This window comes from Pseudomonas sp. DL, assembly GCF_047199225.1.
GTDB lineage: Bacteria > Pseudomonadota > Gammaproteobacteria > Pseudomonadales > Pseudomonadaceae > Pseudomonas > Pseudomonas aeruginosa.
Window position 1 is genome coordinate 365,381 of record NZ_CP178323.1, and the last position, 20,612, is coordinate 385,992.

Below are 20,612 nucleotides of genomic sequence, written 5' to 3' on the forward strand. Positions count from 1 at the left end.
CTGATGGAACATTTTCTCCAGATCAAGATTCTCCACGGAGTCGCCACCGTGCTGCTGTTCGGCGGCCTGCTCGGCCTGGCGTTCTACGCCTGGCGCAGCTGGCGGACGGGCGACGCGGCTCGGGTCGCGCGCGGTTTCAAGCGGGTCCGCCTGATCGGCTGGCCGCTGCTGGGGCTCAGCCTGCTGGCCCTGCCGGTCAGCGGCTGGTGGCTGGTGCACCTGGCCGGCTGGCCGTTGGGCCAGAGCTGGCTGCTGTTCGGCGCCTGCCTCTATCTGCTCGGCTGCATCTTCTGGCTGGTCCTCGCCGGCCGCCTGGCGCGGGTCCAGCACCAGGCCGGCGCCGCCGAGACGGCGGGGGCCGCGCTGGGCGAGCAGACCCTGCGCGAGATCAAGGTGGGCCTGGTCATGGCCCTGCTCGGTGCGGCCAGCTTCATCGCGGTGGCGGTACTGATGGTCAGCAAGCCGCTCTGAAACGCCAACGAAATGGACTTCACCGGCCTTCGCCGGTTCTGTAGGAACGCATGCGTATTCTGCTGGTAGGCGCGGGAGGTTTCGTCGGGCGGCACCTGCTCCCGGCGCTGCTCGCCGCCGGACACGAACTGCTCCTCACCGCGCGCCGCCCGCCGGTCGATGCGCCTGCCGGCGTACGCTGGCTGGCGCTCGACCTGGAGCGGCTTGCGGAAAGGCCGGACAGCTTCGCCTGGCCCGCCGGGGTCGACCTGCTGATCAATGCCGCCGGCACCATGAGCCTCGACGAGGCGAGCATGGCTCGCGTCCAGGACAGCGGCGCGCGAACACTCTTCGACCTCGCTGCAGCCCATGGGGCGAAGGTCCTGCAGATTTCCGCGCTGGGCGCCGGTGCGCACCCGGACGTGGCCTTCCTCGCCAGCAAGGCGGCGGCCGACCGCCACCTGCTGGAACTGGGCATCCCGGCGCTGGTGCTGCGCCCGTCCCTGCTGCTGGGGCCGGGCGGCGCCAGCAGCGCCTGGCTGGAACGCCTGTCGCCGCTACCGCTGATTCCCTTGCTGGACAATCGCGCGCGCCTGCAACCGCTGCATGTCGAGGACCTGGTCGGCGCGGTGCTGGCCTTGCTGCGCCGCTGGCCGGAGCGGGCGCAGGTGATTCCGCTGGTGGGTCCGCAGGCGCTGACCCAGGGCGAGCTGCTGGACGAGCTGCGCCGCGCCCAGGGTTGGCCGCGCGGCCGCTATGCGGTGCCGCCCGCGGCGCTTCTCGATGCGTTGGGCGGGCTTGGCCGGCGTGCTGGCTGGCGGACACTGAGTCCATCGATGCTGAAGCTGGTGCGCCACGACAACCTGGCCGACCCGGCACTCCTCGATGCGGCCTGCGGCTATCGTTGCGCGCCGCTGGCCAGTCGCCTGCTCGGCTGGCCGCAGGCGGCACGCAGCCTGGCGGCGCTGATGCGGCCGCTGATGCTGGCGGCCCTGGTGCTGATCTGGCTGGGTACCCTGGTCGCCTGCCTGGGGCCGGGTTACGGTTGGGGCCTGCGGATCCTCGGCGAGGCCGGCATCCACGGCTGGCCGGCGAGCCTGGCGGTGATCGCCGGGGCCCTGCTCGACGGCGCGCTCGGCGTCGGCCTGCTGCTCCGCCGCTGGCGCCGGCGCGCGCTGCTGGCACAGTTCTGGCTGATGCTTGGCTACAGCCTGGCGATCAGCCTGATCCTGCCGCACTACTGGTACGACCCCTACATGGCGGTCGGCAAGAACATCGTGCTGATGGTGGCCACGCTCTGGCTGCTGGGCGACGAACCTCGAGCCAGGGAGGCCCGTGGATGAACCTTTACCTGCTGCTGAAGACCCTGCATATCCTTTCCTCGACCATTCTCTTCGGCACCGGCCTGGGGTCGGCCTACTACGCCCTGCGCGCCTGGCGCAGCGGGCAGTTGCCGGTGATCGCGGTGACCTTCCGCCACCTGGTCGCCGCCGACTGGCTGTTCATCGCCACCACCGCGGTGTTCCAGCCGCTCAGCGGCCTGGCCATGGTGCATGTCGCCGGCTGGTCGCTGGCCCAGGGCTGGTTGCTGTGGAGCCTGGGCCTCTACGTGTTCGCCGGGCTCTGCTGGCTACCGGTGGTGTGGTTGCAGATCCGCGTACGCGACATGGCCGAGGCGGCCTTGCGCGAGGCGCGGCCCATCGAACCGCTGGCGTACCGCTACATGAACGCCTGGTTCATCCTCGGCTGGCCGGCCTTCATCGCCTTCATGGTCATCTTCTACCTGATGGTCAACAAGCCGGTCTGAGAGTCCGCTCGGCGCAACCAGAGCAACGCCAGGACCAGGAGCGCCAGGGAACCGCCCCAGTACAACCAGGCGAAGCCGCCGGGCCGCTCCAGCAGGAGGAAGGCCAGGGCCGGGCCCAGCGCGGCACCGAGGTCCTGGACGATGGAGTAGCGGGTCATGAAACCGACCACGTCGCCGGCGCGGGCCACGTCGGCGGCGAGGGCGTCGGTCAGGGTGGTGAGGGCGGTGGCGACCAGCATCACCAGCAGGGCGATGGCCAGCCAGGCGAGAATGGGCAGCCTGCTGGAAAGCAGGCCGAAGCTCATTGCGCCGACCAGTAGCGCAGCCACGTAGAAGCGCCGACGCCCGCGCGGGCCATCCGACCAGGCACCGAAGCGCCCGGCCAGCCAGGGCTCCCAGGACCAGCGCAGGGCCTGGATGATCCCGGAGAGGCCGGCGGCGCTGAGCGCCAGGCCGAGCAGGCTGACCTCGGTGCCGAAGCTGCGGGCGATCAGCGCGCTCAGGGTGGCGGCGAGTACGCCCTGGATCAGGAGCGCGGTGGCGAAGCCGCTGAGGATCACCAGGCCGCGCGGCGGCGGGCGCCTGGCGACGCTGGTGGCTGCCGTTGCGGCGGAGGTCCGCGCATGTCCGGCGGGACTCTCCGGCAGGTCGAAACCCTTCGCCAGCAGCGGCAGGCCGAGCAGTGCCAGGAGCGCGAAGGACAGCGCCAGCGCCGGCAGGCCGAGGACCGGCACCAGCAGCCCGCCGAGCAGCATGCCGACCAGGCTGCCCAGGCGGTAGAGGCCGTTGTACAGGCCCATGGCGCGGCCGCGCTGGTGGTCGGCGGCGCAGTAGACCACCGCCGAGAGCCCGCCGATGCGGAAGAACGACCAGCCGATCCCCCACAGTCCGCGCAGCAGCCCCCAGGCCAGGAAACCGCTGGCCAGGCCGTAGCCGGCGGTGCTCAGCACGCCGATGACGACCGCCAGGAGCAGGCCGGTCTTCAGTGCCAGGTGCTTGTACAGGCGGCCGATCAGCGGATTGAAGGGCAGGCGGATCAGGCGGTTGATCGACAGCAGCACGCCGACCTGCCAGAGCGCCTCCAGGCCGACCTCGTGCCAGTAGATCGGCAAGGCGATATAAAGCATCGAGTCGCCGGCCAGGCATAGCGCGGTGACCAGGGCGACGATCACGACCGGCCGCAGCGAGCCGGGAGCGGGGGCTGTGTGGGGCATCCTGGGGCCGCCGTGGCGCCGCCCGTCGGACGGCGCGCCTGTCAGTGGGTCAACGCAGGGAAATGATCGGCCAGCCGCGTTTTTCCGCCTCGGCGCGTAGGCGCGGATCGGGGTCGACGGCCACCGGCCGGCTGACCTTTTCCAGCAGCGGCAGGTCGTTCAGCGAGTCGCTGTAGAAGCTGGCGCCTTCCAGGTCCAGGCCGTTCTCGTCGAGCCAGCGTTGCAGGCGCACCACCTTGCCGCCCTGGAAGCAGGGCACGTCGAAGGTCTGCCCGGTGTAGCGGCCGTCGCGCATCTCGCACTCGGTGGCGATCAGGGTCTCCACCCCGAGCCGTTCGGCGATCGGGCCGGTGACGAAGCGGTTGGTGGCGGTGATGATCACCAGCCGGTCGCCGGCGGCGCGGTGCTCGGCGAGCAGCGCCTCGCCCTTGGCCAGCACGATCGGCTCGATCACTTCCTGCATGAACTGGCGGTGCCAGGTTTCCAGCTGGGCCATCTCGGTGCGACCGAGGATCGCCTGGGTGAAGGCCTGGTAGGCAAGGACGTCGAGCTTGCCGGCGACGTAGTCGGCATAGAAGGCGTCGTTGCGCGCCTGGTATTCGGCGGCGTCGACCAGGCCGCGCTGGCACAGCCATTCGCCCCAGCTATGGTCGCTGTCGCCGGCGAGCAGGGTGTTGTCGAGATCGAAAAGGGCCAGACGCACGGGGTGACTCCATCGGTTGGCGGGTGGCGGAAGGGCCGCGAGAGCCTTTTGCGAAGGCTCCCACCGGGCCTTGGGAAAGCCCCTAGCCTACCGGCTTTTGCCGGCCCTGTATCCTCCCCGCACGAGTCGCAAAGCCGCGCGTTGCCGCTATCACAAGCTTTATGGAACAATGCGGGCACATGCGATTTCGAGGATGTCCCAGCGTGATCGATTCCGATGGTTTTCGCCCGAATGTCGGCATCATTCTCGCCAACGAGGCGGGGCAGGTGCTGTGGGCGCGGCGTATCAATCAGGAAGCCTGGCAGTTCCCGCAGGGAGGCATCAATGATCGCGAAACGCCGGAAGAGGCGCTGTATCGCGAGTTGAACGAAGAAGTCGGGCTGGAGGCCGGGGACGTGCGCATCCTGGCCTGCACCCGCGGCTGGCTGCGCTACCGTTTGCCGCAGCGCCTGGTGCGGACCCACAGCCAGCCGCTGTGCATCGGCCAGAAGCAGAAATGGTTCCTGCTGCGGCTGATGTCCGACGAGGCGCGCGTGCGCATGGATATCACCAGCAAGCCCGAGTTCGACGGCTGGCGCTGGGTGAGTTACTGGTACCCCCTGGGACAGGTGGTGACCTTCAAGCGCGAGGTCTACCGCCGCGCCCTGAAGGAACTGGCCCCGCGCCTTCTGGCGCGGGACTGAACACGGAGACAAGGCCCCGAGCATGCTCAACACGCTGCGCAAGATCGTCCAGGAAGTGAACTCCGCCAAGGATCTGAAGGCGGCGCTGGGCATCATCGTGCAGCGGGTCAAGGAAGCCATGGGTACCCAGGTCTGCTCGGTGTACCTGCTCGACACCGAGACCCAGCGTTTCGTCCTGATGGCCACCGAAGGCCTCAACAAGCGTTCCATCGGCAAGGTCAGCATGGCTCCCAGCGAAGGCCTGGTCGGCCTGGTCGGCACCCGCGAGGAGCCGCTCAACCTGGAGAACGCCGCCGCCCACCCGCGCTACCGCTATTTCGCCGAGACCGGCGAGGAGCGCTACGCGTCGTTCCTCGGCGCGCCGATCATCCACCATCGGCGGGTGATGGGGGTGCTGGTGGTGCAGCAGAAGGAGCGCCGCCAGTTCGACGAAGGCGAGGAAGCCTTCCTCGTCACCATGAGCGCCCAGCTCGCCGGGGTCATCGCGCATGCCGAGGCGACCGGTTCGATCCGCGGCCTGGGCAAGCTCGGCAAGGGCATCCAGGAAGCCAAGTTCGTCGGCGTGCCCGGCGCCCCCGGGGTCGGGGTGGGCAAGGCGGTGGTGGTGTTGCCGCCGGCCGACCTGGAAGTGGTGCCGGACAAGCAGGTCGACGACATCGACGCCGAGATCGCCCTGTTCAAGCAGGCCCTGGAGGGCGTTCGCGCCGACATGCGCGCGCTGTCGAGCAAGCTCGCCAGCCAGTTGCGCAAGGAAGAACGCGCGCTGTTCGACGTCTACCTGATGATGCTCGACGATGCCTCCATCGGCAACGAGGTCAAGCGCATCATCCGTACCGGCCAGTGGGCCCAGGGCGCCCTGCGCCAGGTGGTGATGGAGCACGTGCAGCGCTTCGAGCTGATGGACGACGCCTATCTCCGCGAGCGCGCCTCCGACGTCAAGGACATCGGTCGCCGCCTGCTCGCCTACCTCCAGGAAGAACGCAAGCAGAACCTGACCTACCCGGAACAGACCATCATCGTCAGCGAGGAGCTGTCGCCGGCGATGCTCGGCGAGGTGCCGGAAGGGCGCCTGGTCGGCCTGGTCTCGGTGCTCGGCTCGGGCAACTCGCACGTGGCGATCCTCGCCCGTGCCATGGGCATCCCCACGGTGATGGGGGCGGTCGACCTGCCGTACTCCAAGGTCGACGGCATCGACCTGATCGTCGATGGCTACCACGGCGAGGTCTACACCAACCCCTCCGCCGAGCTGGTGCGCCAGTACAGCGACGTGGTCGCCGAGGAGCGCGAGCTGAGCAAGGGCCTGGCGGCCCTGCGCGAGCTGCCCTGCGAGACCCTCGACGGCCACCGCATGCCGCTCTGGGTCAACACCGGCCTGCTCGCCGATGTCGCCCGCGCCCAGGAGCGTGGCGCCGAGGGAGTGGGCCTGTACCGCACCGAAGTGCCGTTCATGATCAACGACCGCTTCCCCAGCGAGAAGGAACAGTTGGCGATCTACCGCGAGCAGCTCAGTGCCTTCCACCCGCTGCCGGTGACCATGCGCACCCTGGATATCGGCGGCGACAAGGCGCTGTCCTACTTCCCGATCAAGGAAGACAACCCGTTCCTCGGCTGGCGCGGCATCCGCGTCACCCTCGACCACCCGGAGATCTTCCTGGTCCAGACCCGCGCCATGCTCAAGGCCAGCGAAGGACTGGACAACCTGCGCATCCTGCTGCCGATGATCTCCGGCACCCACGAGCTGGAAGAGGCCCTGCACCTGATCCACCGCGCCTGGGGCGAGGTGCGCGACGAGGGCGTGGACATCGCCATGCCGCCCATCGGCATGATGGTCGAGATTCCCGCCGCCGTGTACCAGACCCGCGAGCTGGCCCGCCAGGTCGACTTCCTTTCGGTCGGTTCGAACGACCTGACCCAGTACCTGCTGGCGGTCGACCGCAACAATCCGCGGGTCGCCGACCTCTACGACTACCTGCATCCGGCCGTTCTGCATGCGTTGAAGAAGGTGGTCGACGATGCCCACCTGGAAGGCAAGCCGGTGAGCATCTGCGGCGAGATGGCCGGCGATCCCGCGGCTGCCGTGCTGCTGATGGCGATGGGCTTCGACAGCCTGTCGATGAACGCCACCAACCTGCCCAAGGTGAAGTGGCTGCTGCGCCAGATCACCCTGGACAAGGCCCGGGACCTGCTCGGCCAGTTGCTCACCTTCGACAACCCGCAGGTCATCCACAGCTCGCTGCACCTGGCGTTGCGCAACCTCGGCCTGGGTCGCGTGATCAACCCGGCGGCTACCGTCCAGCCCTGATTTCCCGCGCGCCGGACGCTTCGTCGTGCGGCGCTTACGCTTTCCCCGCAAGCGTATAGACTGCCTGCCATTCGGTAGAGGCCACTGGCCAGTCGAACGTGCGAGGGATTGCCGCAAAATGGACGAACGGGCGTCGAAGCCGCCAGGTCTTCTTCCGCTGTCACGCGAAGACCTTGAGAAAACCCTGCGATATGCCCTGGAGATCGTCAGCGACGGGATCTGGGACTGGAACATCGCGACCAACCAGGTCAGCCGCAGCGCCGGCTGGTACCTGATGCTCGGCTATCCGCCGCATAGCCTGCCGGAGAGCGTGGAGACCTGGAAGAGCATCATCCATCCCGAGGACTATCCGCGGGTGATGGCCAGCTTCCAGGCCTACCTCGACGGCGAAAGCCCGGAATACTGCGAGGAATACCGCTGCCGCACCTACAGCGGGGATTACCTGTGGATCAGCGATCGCGGGCGTTTCGTCGAGTTCGACGAGCGCGGCGAGCCGCGGCGGATGATCGGTGCGCACCACGAGATCCATCAGCGCAAGCTGGTCGAGCTGGAGTTGCAGCAGCGCAACGAGGAACTGTTCGACTGGAACCTGCGTCTCGAGGAACTGGTGGCCGAGCGCACCGAGGCGCTGCACCGGGTCAACCAGGCGCTGGCCTCGAAGATGGCCGAGGCCCAGCGCCTGAGCGAAATCGATCCGCTCACCGAGCTGTACAACCGACGCAAGTTCGAGCAGTGCCTGCACCATGAATGGATGCGCCGGCAGCGCCATGGACGCGCCACGGCACTGGTGATGATCGATGTCGATCACTTCAAGCGGATCAACGACCTGTTCGGCCACTCCACCGGTGATCGCGTGCTGGTCGCCTTCGGCCGCCTGGTTGCCAGCGAGCTGCGCGAGGTCGACGTGCTGGCGCGCTGGGGTGGCGAGGAGTTCATCCTGCTGCTCCCGGAAACCGGCCTGGAGGCCGCGGCGGCCTTGGCCGAACGCCTGCGCCAGCGGGTTCGCTCGCAGTCCTTCGAGATGGGCGAGCGGTTGACCGCCAGCTTTGGCGTCGGCGTGCTGAATGATGGCGAGACCCTCGACCTGCTGCTGTGCCGGGTGGACGACGCCCTCTATCGGGCCAAGCAGCGTCGCGATTGCGTGGCCTGTTGCTGAAGGTCAGCCTGGCGGCAGCACCAGGCTGACCTCGCCGAGCCGGGCGCCGGACGGCCCGAAGCTGCGCTCGATCATCTCCCGCGTGCCGTCGGCGTGTACCCGTACGACGCTGCTGGCGCGAGTGCCGTAGCTCGGGCTGGCGATGAACACGCTGGAGAGCAGGCGTTCCGTGGCCAGACCCACGCCGGTATCCGGCAACTGGCCGTCGGCGGCCGGCGCTGCGTCGGCCAGCAGCTCCAGCAGGGCCTGCGGATGCGGCTCGGCAAGCCGCTCGGCGAGGGCGGCGCGAGCCTTGAGCAGCTTCGGCCAGGGCGTATCGAGGGCCGCGTTGGACAGCCCGTAGATCCCCGCCGGCAGCAGGCGCGGTGGCCCTACGCGGGGGTTGTAGTGCCAGAGCTGATGGCGATCGCCAATGAGCAGGTTGAAGCCGGAATAGTCCGCGGCGCGCCCGGCGACCTGCGCCAGGTAGTCGGCCGGGTTGCCGCCGCCGCGCAGGAAGTCCGCCACCAGTTCGCCACGGGAGCGCTTGCCGAGAGCCTGCGACGGATCGCGGACGTTGGTCAGGGCGGCGAAACGGCCGGCCGGGCCGAGCCCCAGCCAGGTGCCGCCGGCCTCCAGGTCGCGTCCGGCGAATACCCCCTCGGCGTCCTCCCAGGCCGCCAGCGGCAGGCTCGGGCGGGCATAGAATTCGTCACGGTTGGCGGCGACCAGCAGCGGCAGGGCGTGCCCCGGTTGCCAGGCGAAGACGATCAGGCACATGCGCGATCCTTGGGATGGGCTGGCCGTCAGGCTAAAGGCATCCGCCATCGCCGTTCAAGCACGACGCCTGCCGCACGGCGCGCAATTCCGTTACCATGCCGGCTTTCCAACGGGGGCGTGCATGGAGTTTCTCCTCTATATCGTGCTGGGCGCCTGTGCCGGCGTGCTGGCCGGACTGTTCGGCGTCGGCGGCGGCCTGATCATCGTCCCGGCGCTGGTCTTCAGCTTCACCGCGCACGGTTTCGGCGGCGACGTCCTGACCCAGATGGCGGTCGGCACCTCCCTGGCGACCATCGTCTTCACTTCGATCAATTCCATTCTCGAACACCATCGGCGCGGCGCGGTGCGCTGGCCGGTGTTCGCCTGGATGACCCTCGGCATCCTCATCGGCAGTGCCCTCGGCGCGCTGACCGCGGCGCAGATCAAGGGGCCGCTGTTGCAGAAGATAATCGGGGTGTTCGCCATCCTGGTCGCTTTGCAGATGGTTCTCGACCTCAAGCCCAAGGGTAGCCGCGAGGTGCCCGGCAAGGGCGGCCTGACCCTGGCCGGCGCGGTGATCGGCTGGGCCTCGGCGATCTTCGGCATCGGCGGCGGTTCGCTGACCGTGCCTTTCCTCAGTTGGCGCAGCGTGCCGATGCAGCAGGCGGTGGCGACTTCCTCGGCCTGCGGCCTTCCTATCGCCATTTCCGGCGCTCTGTCGTTCATCGCGGTCGGCTGGCACAACCCGCAGTTGCCGGAGTGGAGCCTGGGCTACGTCTATCTGCCGGCGTTGGTCGGCATCGCCGCCACCAGTATGCTGTTCGCCCGCTTCGGCGCGCGCCTGGCGCATCGTTTGTCGCCGCGCGTACTCAAGCGACTGTTCGCCCTGCTGCTGTTCAGCGTGGGCATAAGTTTCCTGACCCCCGATCTCGCTTTTCTGTCGTAGGAGTTATCGATGCTGACGTATCCCCAGATCGATCCGGTTGCGCTGGCCATCGGCCCGCTGAAGATCCACTGGTACGGGCTGATGTACCTGATCGGGATCGGCGGCGCCTGGCTGCTGGCGTCGCGCCGGATGAAGCGCTTCGACCCGACCTGGACCAAGGAGCGCCTTTCCGACCTGGTCTTCTGGGTCGCCTGCGGCGTGATCCTCGGTGGCCGCCTGGGCTACGTGCTGTTCTACAACCTGGACGAGTACATCGCCAACCCGACGCTGATCTTCGAGGTCTGGAAAGGCGGCATGTCCTTCCATGGCGGCCTGCTCGGCGTGATGCTGGCGGTCTGGTGGTTCGGCAAGCGCCATGGCAAGAGCTTCTTCCAGCTGATGGACTTCATCGCCCCGCTGGTGCCCATCGGCCTGGGCGCCGGGCGCATCGGCAACTTCATCAACTCGGAACTGTGGGGCAAGGTCAGCGATGTGCCCTGGGCCATGGTCTTCCCCAACGGCGGCCCGCTGCCGCGGCATCCCTCGCAGCTGTACCAGTTCGCCCTGGAAGGCGTGGCGCTGTTCGTCATCCTCTGGCTGTTCACCCGCAAGCCACGGCCGACCGCCTCGGTCTCCGGCCTGTTCGTGCTGTGCTACGGGATCTTCCGCTTCGTCGTCGAATTCGTCCGCGTGCCGGATGCCCAGCTCGGCTACCTCGCCTGGGGTTGGCTGACCATGGGCCAGGTGCTCTGCGTACCGATGGTGCTGGCCGGCATTGCCCTGATGGTCTGGGCCTACCGCCGCGACGCGGCGCAGCCGAAGGCGGCCTGAGCCGCTTTTCGTGCCCGGGGCGGATAACGTCGCAGGCGTCATCCGCTCCGGGCAGCCGGCTTTCCGCTCCAGGGCGTGCATGGCTTGCGCCGGTCGCGCCGAACTGGCGATGCAGGCTCCGTCGCCGTAGACTTGGCCATCCTTCTGTCATCCCTCGGTGGGAGCCGCCACGTCGGCGCCGCACCGATATCGATCCGAGCCTCCGATGAAACAGTACCTCGACCTGATGCGCCACGTGCGCGAGCACGGCACCTTCAAGAGCGACCGCACCGGCACCGGCACCTATAGCGTGTTCGGCCACCAGATGCGCTTCGACCTGGCCGCGGGCTTCCCCCTGGTGACCACCAAGAAGTGCCACCTCAAGTCGATCGTCCACGAGCTGCTGTGGTTCCTCAAGGGCTCCACCAATATCGCCTACCTCAAGGAGCACGGCGTCTCGATCTGGGACGAATGGGCCGACGAGAACGGCGACCTCGGCCCGGTGTATGGCTACCAGTGGCGCTCCTGGCCGGCGCCGGACGGCCGCCACATCGACCAGATCGCCAACCTGATGGCGATGCTGAAGAAGAATCCGGACTCGCGCCGGCTGATCGTCTCCGCCTGGAACCCGGCGCTGATCGACGAGATGGCCCTGCCGCCCTGCCACGCGCTGTTCCAGTTCTACGTCGCCGACGGCAAGCTCAGCTGCCAGCTCTACCAACGTTCGGCGGACATCTTCCTCGGCGTACCCTTCAATATCGCCAGCTATGCCCTGCTGACCCTGATGGTGGCGCAGGTCGCCGGCCTGCAGCCGGGCGAGTTCATCTGGACCGGCGGCGATTGCCACCTGTACGCCAACCACCTGGAGCAGGCCGACCTGCAGCTGACCCGCGAGCCGCTGCCGTTGCCGAGCATGAAGCTGAATCCCGAGGTGAAGGATCTGTTCGACTTTCGCTTCGAGGACTTCGAGCTGGTCGGCTACGAGGCCCATCCGCACATCAAGGCACCGGTCGCGGTCTGACCCTTCGGCGGAGCCGTCGGCTCCGCTCAACCGAACAGGCGACGGTACCAGGGAAGCGCGCGCCAGTCCCGCAAAGCCCGCTCCGCATCTTCTGCGCGTTGCAGCGCCTGTTCCAGGGCCTGCTCCAGCGGAGCGACCGGATGGCTCATGGCATGGCCATGGCAGAGCTGGAAGTCGTCCAGCAGGTTCGGCGGTAGCGCGAAGGCGCCTTCCAGGCGTGCCTGTTCCTCCGCCAGGTAATAGCCGTTGAGGCCGTCGAAGTGGACGAAACGGTAGCCCGCGGCGAGCAGCGGCGCTTTCCACTCGGGGTCGTGGTCGAATGGAGTTTCCGCGAGGATCAGCCACGGGCGCCAGCGGTTCAGGTCGAGGCCGCGGAGCACCGCGCCTTCCAGCCCTTCGACGTCGATCTTGAGGAAGTGGATCGGCCCTTCGACATGGGCCGCGCAGATCGCGTCCAGGGTGCTGACCTTCACTTCGCGCGGGGTGGCCGTGCAGCCCTCGGCCTGGCGCTGGCGGGCTAGCTCGGGGTCCAGGGTGGAGAGACCCGAGGCGGCCATCTCGTAGAGCGTGGCGCGGCCTTCGCGCTCGCCAATGGCGAGGTTCAGGTTGAGGTCTTCCGGCCGTTCCCGCTCCAGCTCGCGGTGCAGGTGGGGCAGCGGTTCGATGTTGATGCCGCGCCAGCCGCGCTCGTAGAACGCCAGGGTGACCGAGTCGATCCGCGGGTGGTTGGCGCCGACGTCGATGTAGAACCCCCTGGGGAAGAGTTTCAGGGCCCGCCAGAGTCGGACGTCTTCCAGGTTCTGCGCGTAGGAAACGAAGGGCATGGGCCTACCTCTTGGGCGATCGTCGCCCAGTCTGTCATTCCCCGCGCCCGCTCTCCAGCAATTCGGCCAGCGCGTCGATCTGTTCCTGGCGGTCGCTGCCGCCCACCCGCCTGCCGTTCAGCGACGACCACTCCGGATGCGCGCGCGCCTTGCGCAGCGCTTCCGGCAGCTTGCCTTCGCGCCACTGCTTGTCCTCCGGGGTTTCCAGGCGGATCGCCTCGACCGCCGCGTGGCCGCGCGTTTGCAGGGCTGCCAGGAGCTGCCGTTGGCGCAGCGCGAGCAAGCGCAGCACGGCGTCGTTGACAGTCAGCTCGCGGGCGCCCTTGAGCTTGCCGAGCAGGCGCGAGCCGTAGTGGCCGACGGTCTGCCAGGCGCCGCCGGCGAGGGCGCCGAGGGCGGCGGCGGCGCCAAGGGTGACGCCGCCCACCAGCAGGTCGATGCCGGCGCCGGCCGCGGCACCGGCCGCAACCCCGCCGCCGAGGCGGATACCGAGTTGGCGCAGGGTCTCCGGATTGAACAGATCGTCGCCCCAGCGGCCGTCGAGCAGCGGCAGGTCGGCGGCGCGGGCGTCGTCCCTGGCGAAGGCGTAGAGCCGCAGCAACGCTTCCACGCAGGCCTGCTCGCGCTTGCGCACCTGCTGGTGCAGGTCGCGGGTGGCTTCCTGCACGGCGCTTTCGCCGCCGGGCACCAGGCGCCGGCAGGCGGCGACGTCGACCAGCAATTCGGCGATCAGCCGTTGCCCGGCGCGCAGGCGCGCGGCGGCCTGGGTCTCATGGTCGGCGATCAGCCGGTCGAGTTGCGGCCGGGCGCGCTCCAGCAGCAGCGCCAGGCTCTCGTAGAGGCGCTGTTCGCCGTCCAGCGGCGGCGCCACGCTGTCGAAACGCACCAGGGCGTGCAGGCCCAGGCGAGCGAGGGCGGCGCGCCACTCCTCCTCGCGATGCTGCGGGCTGGCGACGAAGTTCAGCACCGGCAGCAGCGGCCGGCCGCAGCCGGCGAGCACCGCCAGTTCGTCGCGATACTTGGCCAGTACCGGTTCGCGGGCGTCGATCACGTAGAGCCCGGCGTCGGAGGCGAGCAACTGGCGGACCACCTTGGCTTCCTGTTCGAAACGCCCGCGCGCTTCGTTGCTGTCCAGCAACCGCGCCATGCGTTCCGGGCCATCGAGACGCTCGCCGGGGCGCTCCAGGGCGTCCAGGTAGTCGAGCAGGGCGATGGCGTCTTCCAGGCCGGGCGTGTCGTAGAGTTCCAGCAGCGCTTCGCCGTCCACCGACAGCCTGGCGCCCTCGACGTGGCGGGTGGTACTGGGGCGATGGGAGACTTCGCCGAATCCGCGGTCGCGAGTCAGGGTGCGCAGCAGCGAGGTCTTGCCGGTATTGGTGTGGCCGACCACGGCCAGGATCAGCGGCTCAGTCATGGCCGGTCTCCAGCCAGGCCAGCGGCGAGGTCTCGCCGTGCGGCAGTTGCAGGCGTTCCAGGGCGGCGTGCCAGTCACCCAGGCGGTCGCTGTCGAGCGCTTCGCCGGGCGGAGCCTGGAGCAGCCAGATGCGGGTGCTGGCGGCGCAGCGGGCGAGTTCGCCGAGCAGTGCCAGGGTGCCGCGGTCCGGCGAGCGACGCGGGTCGCAGGCGATGGCCAGGCGCGCCGGCGGGTAGCGGGTCAGTTGTTCGAGCAGGCGACGGCGCTGCTGGCCGTCGTCGAGGATGCCGGCGTCGGCGACGCCTTCGGCGAGCTTCGGCGGCCAGGGCCGGCGATCGTCCAGCTCCACCGCCACCAGCACCGCTCCGGCGGCTTCCTGGCTGGACTGGCCGCCCTGCGGCTCCGGCAGCCAGTCCGGTGCCGCGACGCTGACGCCGAGGCGTTCGCTGGCCGGCATCAAGCGTTCGCGCAGCAGGCTGTAGCATGGGTCGTCGAGGTCCAGGTCGAGGTGGGCCAGGCCGCGTTTCCAGCGCCACAGGCAGAGCAGACCGAGCAGCGCGCGCGGCAGGACCCCATAGACCAGCAGTACGCCTACCAGCCAGCCGGCCCAGGCGTGCCGTGCGGCTTCGCTGGCCAGGGCGGCGTCGCCGCTGGCGCGGATCAGCTCGGCGTCCGGCAACGGGAAGCCAAGCAACGCCGGCAGGGCGCCGAGCGCCTGGGTAAGGGCGATGAAGGTATCGCTGCCGAGAATGGTGGTTTCCCAGACGAAACCGTAGCGGCGGGTCGCCAGCAGGCCGAGGAGCATGGCCAGCGCGGTCAGCAGGCCGAGCAGCCAGAGCCCGTGGACCAGCGCGCCGAGGCCCCAGCGCGCCAGCCGGCGCCGGCCGAGCAGGACCAGTAGCGCCGGCGCCAGGTGCGCGGCGCGGGCATCGCGCGCCAGCTTGCCGCTGAGCCACAGCCAGAGCCGGCCGAGCGCGCCCGCGGCCTCGCCGCCGGCGAGCAGGCCGAGGGCCCAGCCGAGCAGGGTCAGCAGGTGCAGGCCGAGTAGGCTGGCCAGCGCCCAGAACACGTTGACCGGGCGCTGGCCATCGCCGAGCGCGGCGAAGGCCAGTCCGGCGCCGCTGGCCAGGGCCAGCACCAGCAGCAGGGCCAGCGCCAGCCGCGAACCCTGGCGCCAGGTCCGCTGGGCGTCGAGCAGGCCCTCGCGGCGGCCCAGCCAGTGGGCGCGGGTGAGAATACGGCGCGGCAGGGAACCGCCCTGGGCCAGCGCCTGGCGAACCGCCTCGCTGTCTTCCAGCGGACCGGCCTGCTCCTCGCGCAGGCGAACGGCCTCGGTCAGCCAGAGGGCGTCGAGGCCGGGATGCGTCGTGTGACTCAAGTCACCTCCTGTGTCGATTTCCCTGCCGAGCGTGAATCGTGCCCGGCCAACGGCGTCTGATCAGCGCCAAACATAGCAAAAAGCGCCCCGGCGGCTCATGCTGGCTTGCCAGCCGGCTGGCGGCGGGGTGTGGGATTTTGACTGGCGCCGTGGCGAAAGCGTTCGGCGCCGGTAGCGAGAGGAACACTGAGATGAAGGTAGTACGCCGATACCCCCTGGCGCTGTTGCTGGGGATGGCGGGCGCGCTGGCCGACGAGTTGCCCGATGGCTCCTTGCTGCAACGCTATGGCGTGCAGGCCGACCAGTTGCCGACCCTGGCGGCGGATCCGCCGTCGCGCAAGGAGGAGAAGGAAACGCCGTCGCGCTTCCGGGTGGAGCCGGAGCAGCCCTTGGTGACCTTTGGCGTCAAGGACCACAAGGGCATGGAACCCACTGGCAACCCGTCGATCGACGCCATGCACGAGCGCGATCGGCGGATCTGCCGGAACATCAGGCGGCAGGCACTGGAGAAAGGCAAGGCACAGCCCTTCGACGGCTACATCGAGTGTCCATGAGGCCGGCGCCCGCGTACGAGCGCCGGTCGGGCTGCGTCAGCGCTGCTCGCGCAGGCGCACGGCGACGTCCGGCTGGTCGCTGAACAGGCCGTCGATGCCGGCGTCGAGGTAGGCCCTGATCTCGCCGGCCAGGTCGCCGCGCGACTGCGGGTTGCCGTCGGCGCTGCGGAACTCCGCCGGAAGGAAGCTGTTTTCCGCGCGGAAGGTGTAGGGATGCACCTTCAGCCCGGCGGCGTGGGCGTCGCCGACGAAGCGGGTCGGCTGGCCGAGGTTGCCGTTGGCATCGCGGGGAATCACGTAGCTCTTGTCCGGACCGACCCCGTAGGCGTAGCGCGCCACCTGGCGCAGGCCCTTGGCGGTGGCCATCTCGGCGTAGGTCAGGCTGCCGCCGGCAGCCTGCTGGTCGTAGGGCTGGCCGCTGCCGTAGAGCTGGACCAGGCGGATGCCGGTGAGGCGCTTGAGTTCCTTCAGGTTGTTCACCTCGAAGGACTGGATGAATACCGGCGCGCGCGGACCGAGGTAGCCGTTGCGGTGCAGGGTCTTCACCAGCGGGCGTTCCATGGCCAGGCCGAGGCGCTGGAAGTGGGTGCCGTGCTTGATCTCGGGGTACAGGCCGATGGTGCGCTGCTGGCTGATCTGCAGGCTTTTCACCAGGTCGATGATCTCCTGCAGGGTGGGGATCTCGAAGGTGCCGTCCAGGCGCGCATTGCCCGGGCGGATCGTGGGGATGCGCTCGATGGCGCGCAGGGTCTTCAGTTCGGCGAGGGTGAAGTCTTCGCTGAACCAGCCGGTGAGTTCCACTCCGTCGACTTTCTGCGTGCGCTTGCGGTCGGCGAATTCCGGGTGCTGGGCGACATCGGTGGTCAGGCCCAGCTCGTTGTCGTGGCGGGCGACCAGCTTGCCGTCGCGGGTCATCACCAGGTCCGGCTCGACGTAGTCGGCGCCCATCATCACCGCCAGGGCGTAGGCGCCCAGGGTGTGTTCCGGTACGTAACCGCTGGCGCCACGGTGGGCGATGACCAGCGGCGAGCGTTCGTCGCTGGCTGGGTGGCGAACGGAGGCCTGGCCCTGGGCCCAGTCGATGGCGCGTTGTACGTTGCCGGTGTCGGCGTGGGCGGCGCTGGCCAGGCCAGCGGCGAGCATCAGGCAGGCGGCGCCGAGGTGGCGGCGCAGGAAGGCTGGTTGCATGACGGGTCCTCGTCGGCGGTTCGGGAGTGTTCCAGTCCAGCAGAGTGACGCAGCCAGGTGATACTTCTTTGCCCGTTTCGCGACATTCCCGTGACAATCGCCGCCAGCGTGACGACGTCGGCGTTTTCCCGGCCAATCCAACGAAAGGGGCGGACGGCCGGGGCAGGGTATAGGGTGACGGCGCTCGCATAACAATAAGAGGATCGGTGATGGCTTCCGCGCAACCTGCCTCCGCGTTTCCCTGCCTGTCGTTGCAACTGGCCTGCCTGTTGCTGGGCGCCTGGCTGGCCTTCGATGCCCACGGCGGCGGCCAGGCCGTGGCGCCGCCGGCCCGTGTCGAAGCGCGTGTGCCGACGGCCGCTACCGATGACTGGGGACGCCAGCCGGACAGCCTGATGAGCGCCGTGCCGCCGCGCACGCTGGAGGCGAGCGTCGGCGCCCGCGGCTCGGGATCGGCGAGTTCGCGACTGTGGATCGCCGATACCGACTTCCGCCTGCACGACGACATCGGTTTCTTCATCCAGCGCATGCTGATCCGCATGGAGCCGACTCGTCCCGGCGCGCCCTTGTCGCTCGACGATCCGACGGCGATGGTGGCGCGGATCCAGGCCGGCGAGATATTCGTCAGCGACGCCACCCTGGCGACCCTGCTCAACCAGGACCTCGCTGCGTCCCGCGCGGCCGTGCGCAACCTCAGTATGAACACCCGCAAGGACGGCCAGGAAGTGCGTGGCGAGTTGTTGCGCAAGGGGCGCTGGCGGCCGCTGCGGATGCTCACCGAGATCGAGCTGAGCGGTCCGCTGGAGGTGACCCTGGTACCCCGGCGGATCTTCGTCGACGGGGTCGAGGTCACTTCGTCGCTGGCGGCGGCCTCGATCGAGATGTCCGAGGTGCTGAAGCTGAAGACCCGGCACATGGAACTGGTCGGCAACCGCATCCGCGTCGACCTCGACGGATTGTTCCCGCCGCCGCGCCTGGACTTCCGCGTCAGTCGCCTGGCCCTGGCCGACGGCGGCATGCAACTCGCCCTCGGCGACTCCCTGGCCGACCTGCAATGGCCGGCATTACGGGCGCCGGACAGCTACATGTTCATCGAGGGCGGCGATATCAAGATGGCGCGCACCGTGCTGGTCAAGGCCTATGCCCTGTTCACCAGCCTCAGCCCGGGGCAGCCGCTGCTGTTCAATCTCTACGACTACCGGCGGCAACTGCAGAACGGCGTGATCCGCCTGCGCGAGGACGGCATGGTGCAGATCGCCGTGTCGCCGGTGAAGGCGCCGGCGCCGCTGGAGGCACGGCTGTGAGCCGGCGTCCGTGGGGCGTACTGCTTGGCTGTTGCCTGTTGGCGGCCAGCGCGGCCCAGGCCGAAAGCGCCATCGACCGGCAGCAGCGCGAACTGGCCCTGCTGCGCGAGGGCTGGTACCGGCAGGTCCCGCCGGCGCCGTTGCCGCTGCCCATGCGTACGGCCGGGCCGGCGGATTCCGGCCAGGATGGCGTCGGCATACTGCTGCGCAACGTGGACATGTACCTGCGCGGCAACATCGGTTTCCACGTGCCCGAGGTGAAGGGCTGGCTGGTGCCGAACCGGGCCGGCCAGCCGGTGGACTTCGACCGTCCGCAGGACATGCATTTCCAGGTGATGGAGGGCGAGGTGCTGCTCAGCCCGCGGCAACTGGCCAACCTGTTCAACGAGCACATCCTCGCCTACGACGGGACCATGTTGAAGGACTTCCGCATGAGCAGTGCGGCGGGACGCCTGGAGGTGGAGGGGCGGGTGCGTCCGCTCGGCGTAGGGCCCTGGCTGCCGCTGCGGCTGGGCGGCGGCGTGGAGGTGGACGCGGCCAGCGGCGCGCTGGTCTATCGGCCCGACCAGTTGAGGGTGATCGGTCTGCCGCTGTACGGGGCGATGAGCCTGGTCGGCCTGCCGATGTCGGCGCTGGTCAGCCTCGATCGGCCGGGGGCGAGCCTGGTGGGCAGCGCCATGCGCCTGGACTACCGCAAGGTCTTCCCGCTGCTGGGCATCGACGGCCACGTACAGGAGGCCTGGCTCGACGACCAGGGGCTGCACCTGCGTTTCTCCCAGGCGCCCGGCCAGCCGTCGCCGGTGTTCAGCCCGCCGGCCGCAGCGGGCCCATCCTTCCTCTGGCTACAGTCGGGCGACCTGAAGATCTTCGAAATCCTCATCACCTACGCCCAGGTGCTGCTGAAGACCGAGACCCCGGACCAGGTGCTGACCTTCAACCTGCAGGACTACCGCAAGGTGCTGGCGACCGGCACCACCCAGGTCAACGAGGATGGCACCTTCTTCATGCAGGTGCCGCCGTATGCCAATCCCTTGTAGGCCGGCCCGCACAGTTGGCCTGGAGTCCGCCGGCGCGAGTGTTTATCCTCGCGCCTTTGTCCTTCCACGATGAGGTAACCCCATGGCACGACCGCTGGCGATGATCGCCGCCCTTGGCGAGAACCGCGCGATCGGCATCGACAACCGCCTGCCCTGGCGCCTGCCGGCCGACCTCAAGCATTTCAAGGCGATGACCCTCGGCAAGCCGGTGATCATGGGGCGCAAGACCTGGGACTCGCTGGGTCGGCCGCTGCCGGGCCGGCTAAACCTGGTGGTCAGCCGCCAGGCCGGCCTGGCACTGGAGGGTGCGGAAGTGTTCGCCAGCCTGGACGCCGCGCTGGCGCGCGCCGAGGCGTGGGCGCAGGCGGAGGACGCCGACGAACTGATGCTGATCGGCGGCGCCCAGCTCTATGCCGAGGCCTTGCCGCGCGCCGCGCGCCTCTACCTGACCCGGGTTGGCCTGGCGCCGGAGGGCGACGCCTTTTTCCCCGAGATCGATGGTGCGGCCTGGCGCCTGGCGTCGAGCATCGAACACGCCGCGGCTGACGATGCGCCTGCCTACGCCTTCGAGGTATGGGAGCGCCGCTGACGGTTCCAGGCGGGGTCAGAGGGTGATCAGCTCCGCCTCGATCTTCTTCCCCGCCACTTCCAGCACGCCGATCCCGATCGGCAAGCTGAAGCGCCGCGGCCCGGCGCTGCCCGGGTTGAGGTAGAGCACGCCGTCGCGCTCTTCCTTCAGCGGCTTGTGCGAATGTCCGGCGACCACCACGTCGATGCCTTCGGCGGCCGGGTCGAGGTCGAGTCGCTTGAGGTCGTGCAGCACATAGAGGGTCAGCCGGCCGATCTTCAGCAGCAGGCGCTCGGGGATGTCCGCCGCCCAGTCCTGGGTGTCGTTGTTGCCGCGCACCACCGAGAGCGGCGCCAGGCGTTCCAGCTCGGCGAGGATTTCCGGCTTGCCGATGTCGCCGGCATGGATCAACTGGTCGCAGCCGCGCAACCGTTCCAGCGCCTCGGGCCGGAGCAGGCCATGGGTGTCGGCGATCAGGCCGATGCGCAACGGGCGGCGGGACTGGGGCATGGGCGCGGGTCCGGGTTGCGGGACGG

Annotated in this window: 21 protein-coding genes; 13 read left to right on the forward strand and 8 right to left on the reverse strand. The window is 69.1% G+C overall.

Going from position 1 to position 20,612, the window contains the following annotated elements:
• Positions 1-3: 3 nt before the first annotated feature.
• Genes ACI766_RS01655 through ACI766_RS01665 form a run of 3 tightly spaced genes read left to right on the forward strand, consistent with a single transcriptional unit; the run spans position 4 to position 2,257 of the window.
• Positions 4-471: a DUF2269 domain-containing protein gene (locus tag ACI766_RS01655; protein WP_003112958.1), complete on the forward strand. Its 468-nt coding sequence runs from the start codon at positions 4-6 to the stop codon at positions 469-471.
• Positions 472-521: 50 nt separating this feature from the next.
• Complete coding sequence (locus tag ACI766_RS01660) at positions 522-1,793, forward strand: SDR family oxidoreductase (protein ID WP_003158447.1); 1,272 nt, start codon at positions 522-524, stop codon at positions 1,791-1,793.
• On the forward strand, positions 1,790-2,257 hold the full coding sequence (locus ACI766_RS01665) for a DUF2269 family protein (protein ID WP_003158448.1): 468 nt from the start codon (positions 1,790-1,792) through the stop codon (positions 2,255-2,257). The genes ACI766_RS01660 and ACI766_RS01665 overlap by 4 nt, the downstream gene beginning before the upstream one ends.
• Here the strand turns inward: ACI766_RS01665 and ACI766_RS01670 are convergent.
• Both ACI766_RS01670 and ACI766_RS01675 read right to left on the reverse strand, forming a co-directional pair.
• Positions 2,230-3,471 (reverse strand): MFS transporter, encoded by a 1,242-nt coding sequence (locus tag ACI766_RS01670; RefSeq protein ID WP_016263934.1) that lies wholly within the window; start codon positions 3,469-3,471, stop codon positions 2,230-2,232. The genes ACI766_RS01665 and ACI766_RS01670 overlap by 28 nt on opposite strands.
• A gap of 49 nt (positions 3,472-3,520) precedes the next feature.
• On the reverse strand, positions 3,521-4,174 hold the full coding sequence (locus tag ACI766_RS01675; protein ID WP_003110585.1) for an HAD family hydrolase: 654 nt from the start codon (positions 4,172-4,174) through the stop codon (positions 3,521-3,523).
• 203 nt (positions 4,175-4,377) lie between these two features.
• Between ACI766_RS01675 and ACI766_RS01680 the strand changes: the two genes are divergently transcribed.
• The 3 genes from ACI766_RS01680 (at position 4,378) to ACI766_RS01690 (ending at position 8,315) form a co-directional block, all read left to right on the forward strand.
• A complete protein-coding gene (locus tag ACI766_RS01680; RefSeq protein ID WP_003084400.1) occupies positions 4,378-4,857 on the forward strand; it encodes an RNA pyrophosphohydrolase in 480 nt (159 codons plus the stop codon).
• 22 nt (positions 4,858-4,879) lie between these two features.
• Positions 4,880-7,159, forward strand: a complete 2,280-nt coding sequence (gene ptsP, locus ACI766_RS01685; protein ID WP_003084404.1) for a phosphoenolpyruvate--protein phosphotransferase — start codon at positions 4,880-4,882, stop codon at positions 7,157-7,159.
• Positions 7,160-7,277: 118 nt separating this feature from the next.
• Positions 7,278-8,315 (forward strand): sensor domain-containing diguanylate cyclase, encoded by a 1,038-nt coding sequence (locus ACI766_RS01690; RefSeq protein WP_003112961.1) that lies wholly within the window; start codon positions 7,278-7,280, stop codon positions 8,313-8,315.
• 3 nt (positions 8,316-8,318) lie between these two features.
• Here ACI766_RS01690 and ACI766_RS01695 read toward each other — a convergent pair whose 3' ends face one another.
• A complete protein-coding gene (locus ACI766_RS01695) occupies positions 8,319-9,074 on the reverse strand; it encodes an NRDE family protein (RefSeq protein WP_003112962.1) in 756 nt (251 codons plus the stop codon).
• A gap of 121 nt (positions 9,075-9,195) precedes the next feature.
• Between ACI766_RS01695 and ACI766_RS01700 the strand changes: the two genes are divergently transcribed.
• From ACI766_RS01700 to ACI766_RS01710, 3 genes are all read left to right on the forward strand, one after another.
• Positions 9,196-9,999 carry a sulfite exporter TauE/SafE family protein gene (locus ACI766_RS01700; RefSeq protein ID WP_003110587.1) on the forward strand — a complete coding sequence of 268 codons (804 nt, stop codon included), beginning with the start codon at positions 9,196-9,198 and terminating at the stop codon, positions 9,997-9,999.
• Positions 10,000-10,008: 9 nt separating this feature from the next.
• A complete protein-coding gene (gene lgt / locus ACI766_RS01705; RefSeq protein WP_003112963.1) occupies positions 10,009-10,809 on the forward strand; it encodes a prolipoprotein diacylglyceryl transferase in 801 nt (266 codons plus the stop codon).
• Between the two features lie 205 nt (positions 10,810-11,014).
• Positions 11,015-11,809, forward strand: coding sequence for a thymidylate synthase (locus ACI766_RS01710; protein ID WP_003110588.1), 795 nt, complete (start codon positions 11,015-11,017; stop codon positions 11,807-11,809).
• A gap of 26 nt (positions 11,810-11,835) precedes the next feature.
• On the opposite strand, the gene ACI766_RS01715 is transcribed toward ACI766_RS01710, so the two are convergent.
• Genes ACI766_RS01715 through ACI766_RS01725 form a run of 3 tightly spaced genes read right to left on the reverse strand, consistent with a single transcriptional unit; the run spans position 11,836 to position 15,425 of the window.
• The gene (locus tag ACI766_RS01715; RefSeq protein ID WP_003112965.1) at positions 11,836-12,633 is read right to left on the reverse strand and encodes an FkbM family methyltransferase; all 798 of its coding nucleotides are present in this window, start codon (positions 12,631-12,633) and stop codon (positions 11,836-11,838) included.
• 34 nt (positions 12,634-12,667) lie between these two features.
• Positions 12,668-14,047: a GTPase/DUF3482 domain-containing protein gene (locus tag ACI766_RS01720; protein ID WP_023086905.1), complete on the reverse strand. Its 1,380-nt coding sequence runs from the start codon at positions 14,045-14,047 to the stop codon at positions 12,668-12,670.
• Positions 14,040-15,425, reverse strand: coding sequence for a DUF2868 domain-containing protein (locus ACI766_RS01725; protein ID WP_023086906.1), 1,386 nt, complete (start codon positions 15,423-15,425; stop codon positions 14,040-14,042). The genes ACI766_RS01720 and ACI766_RS01725 overlap by 8 nt, the downstream gene beginning before the upstream one ends.
• A 191-nt stretch (positions 15,426-15,616) precedes the next feature.
• Between ACI766_RS01725 and ACI766_RS01730 the strand changes: the two genes are divergently transcribed.
• Positions 15,617-15,979, forward strand: a complete 363-nt coding sequence (locus ACI766_RS01730; protein ID WP_003102907.1) for a hypothetical protein — start codon at positions 15,617-15,619, stop codon at positions 15,977-15,979.
• Positions 15,980-16,015: 36 nt separating this feature from the next.
• Here ACI766_RS01730 and ACI766_RS01735 read toward each other — a convergent pair whose 3' ends face one another.
• Positions 16,016-17,167 (reverse strand): glycerophosphodiester phosphodiesterase, encoded by a 1,152-nt coding sequence (locus ACI766_RS01735; protein ID WP_003102904.1) that lies wholly within the window; start codon positions 17,165-17,167, stop codon positions 16,016-16,018.
• 209 nt (positions 17,168-17,376) lie between these two features.
• Here ACI766_RS01735 and ACI766_RS01740 point away from each other — a divergent pair, with 209 nt between their 5' ends.
• The 3 genes from ACI766_RS01740 (at position 17,377) to ACI766_RS01750 (ending at position 20,097) form a co-directional block, all read left to right on the forward strand.
• Entirely contained in the window at positions 17,377-18,471 is a 1,095-nt protein-coding gene (locus tag ACI766_RS01740; RefSeq protein WP_003102900.1) for a hypothetical protein, read from the forward strand.
• The gene (locus ACI766_RS01745) at positions 18,468-19,508 is read left to right on the forward strand and encodes a hypothetical protein (RefSeq protein ID WP_019371366.1); all 1,041 of its coding nucleotides are present in this window, start codon (positions 18,468-18,470) and stop codon (positions 19,506-19,508) included. The genes ACI766_RS01740 and ACI766_RS01745 overlap by 4 nt, the downstream gene beginning before the upstream one ends.
• 82 nt (positions 19,509-19,590) lie before the next feature.
• Positions 19,591-20,097, forward strand: coding sequence for a dihydrofolate reductase (locus tag ACI766_RS01750; RefSeq protein ID WP_003084430.1), 507 nt, complete (start codon positions 19,591-19,593; stop codon positions 20,095-20,097).
• A gap of 15 nt (positions 20,098-20,112) precedes the next feature.
• Here ACI766_RS01750 and ACI766_RS01755 read toward each other — a convergent pair whose 3' ends face one another.
• A complete protein-coding gene (locus ACI766_RS01755) occupies positions 20,113-20,586 on the reverse strand; it encodes a metallophosphoesterase family protein (RefSeq protein ID WP_003102894.1) in 474 nt (157 codons plus the stop codon).
• Positions 20,587-20,612: the final 26 nt, after the last annotated feature.

Bases quoted from the DNA above. Each gene is read 5' to 3' on its own strand.
- ACI766_RS01720 (WP_023086905.1), bottom strand. From the start codon at position 14,047: ATGACTGAGCCGCTGATCCTGGCCGTGGTCGGCCACACCAATACCGGC.
- ACI766_RS01755 (WP_003102894.1), bottom strand. From the start codon at position 20,586: ATGCCCCAGTCCCGCCGCCCGTTGCGCATCGGCCTGATCGCCGACACC.
- ACI766_RS01715 (WP_003112965.1), bottom strand. From the start codon at position 12,633: ATGCCCTTCGTTTCCTACGCGCAGAACCTGGAAGACGTCCGACTCTGG.
- ACI766_RS01735 (WP_003102904.1), bottom strand. From the start codon at position 17,167: ATGCAACCAGCCTTCCTGCGCCGCCACCTCGGCGCCGCCTGCCTGATG.
- ACI766_RS01690 (WP_003112961.1), top strand. From the start codon at position 7,278: ATGGACGAACGGGCGTCGAAGCCGCCAGGTCTTCTTCCGCTGTCACGC.
- ACI766_RS01750 (WP_003084430.1), top strand. From the start codon at position 19,591: ATGGCACGACCGCTGGCGATGATCGCCGCCCTTGGCGAGAACCGCGCG.
- lgt (WP_003112963.1), top strand. From the start codon at position 10,009: ATGCTGACGTATCCCCAGATCGATCCGGTTGCGCTGGCCATCGGCCCG.
- ACI766_RS01740 (WP_003102900.1), top strand. From the start codon at position 17,377: ATGGCTTCCGCGCAACCTGCCTCCGCGTTTCCCTGCCTGTCGTTGCAA.
- ACI766_RS01695 (WP_003112962.1), bottom strand. From the start codon at position 9,074: ATGTGCCTGATCGTCTTCGCCTGGCAACCGGGGCACGCCCTGCCGCTG.
- ACI766_RS01730 (WP_003102907.1), top strand. From the start codon at position 15,617: ATGAAGGTAGTACGCCGATACCCCCTGGCGCTGTTGCTGGGGATGGCG.
- ACI766_RS01660 (WP_003158447.1), top strand. From the start codon at position 522: ATGCGTATTCTGCTGGTAGGCGCGGGAGGTTTCGTCGGGCGGCACCTG.
- ptsP (WP_003084404.1), top strand. From the start codon at position 4,880: ATGCTCAACACGCTGCGCAAGATCGTCCAGGAAGTGAACTCCGCCAAG.
- ACI766_RS01665 (WP_003158448.1), top strand. From the start codon at position 1,790: ATGAACCTTTACCTGCTGCTGAAGACCCTGCATATCCTTTCCTCGACC.
- ACI766_RS01710 (WP_003110588.1), top strand. From the start codon at position 11,015: ATGAAACAGTACCTCGACCTGATGCGCCACGTGCGCGAGCACGGCACC.
- ACI766_RS01670 (WP_016263934.1), bottom strand. From the start codon at position 3,471: ATGCCCCACACAGCCCCCGCTCCCGGCTCGCTGCGGCCGGTCGTGATC.
- ACI766_RS01655 (WP_003112958.1), top strand. From the start codon at position 4: ATGGAACATTTTCTCCAGATCAAGATTCTCCACGGAGTCGCCACCGTG.
- ACI766_RS01700 (WP_003110587.1), top strand. From the start codon at position 9,196: ATGGAGTTTCTCCTCTATATCGTGCTGGGCGCCTGTGCCGGCGTGCTG.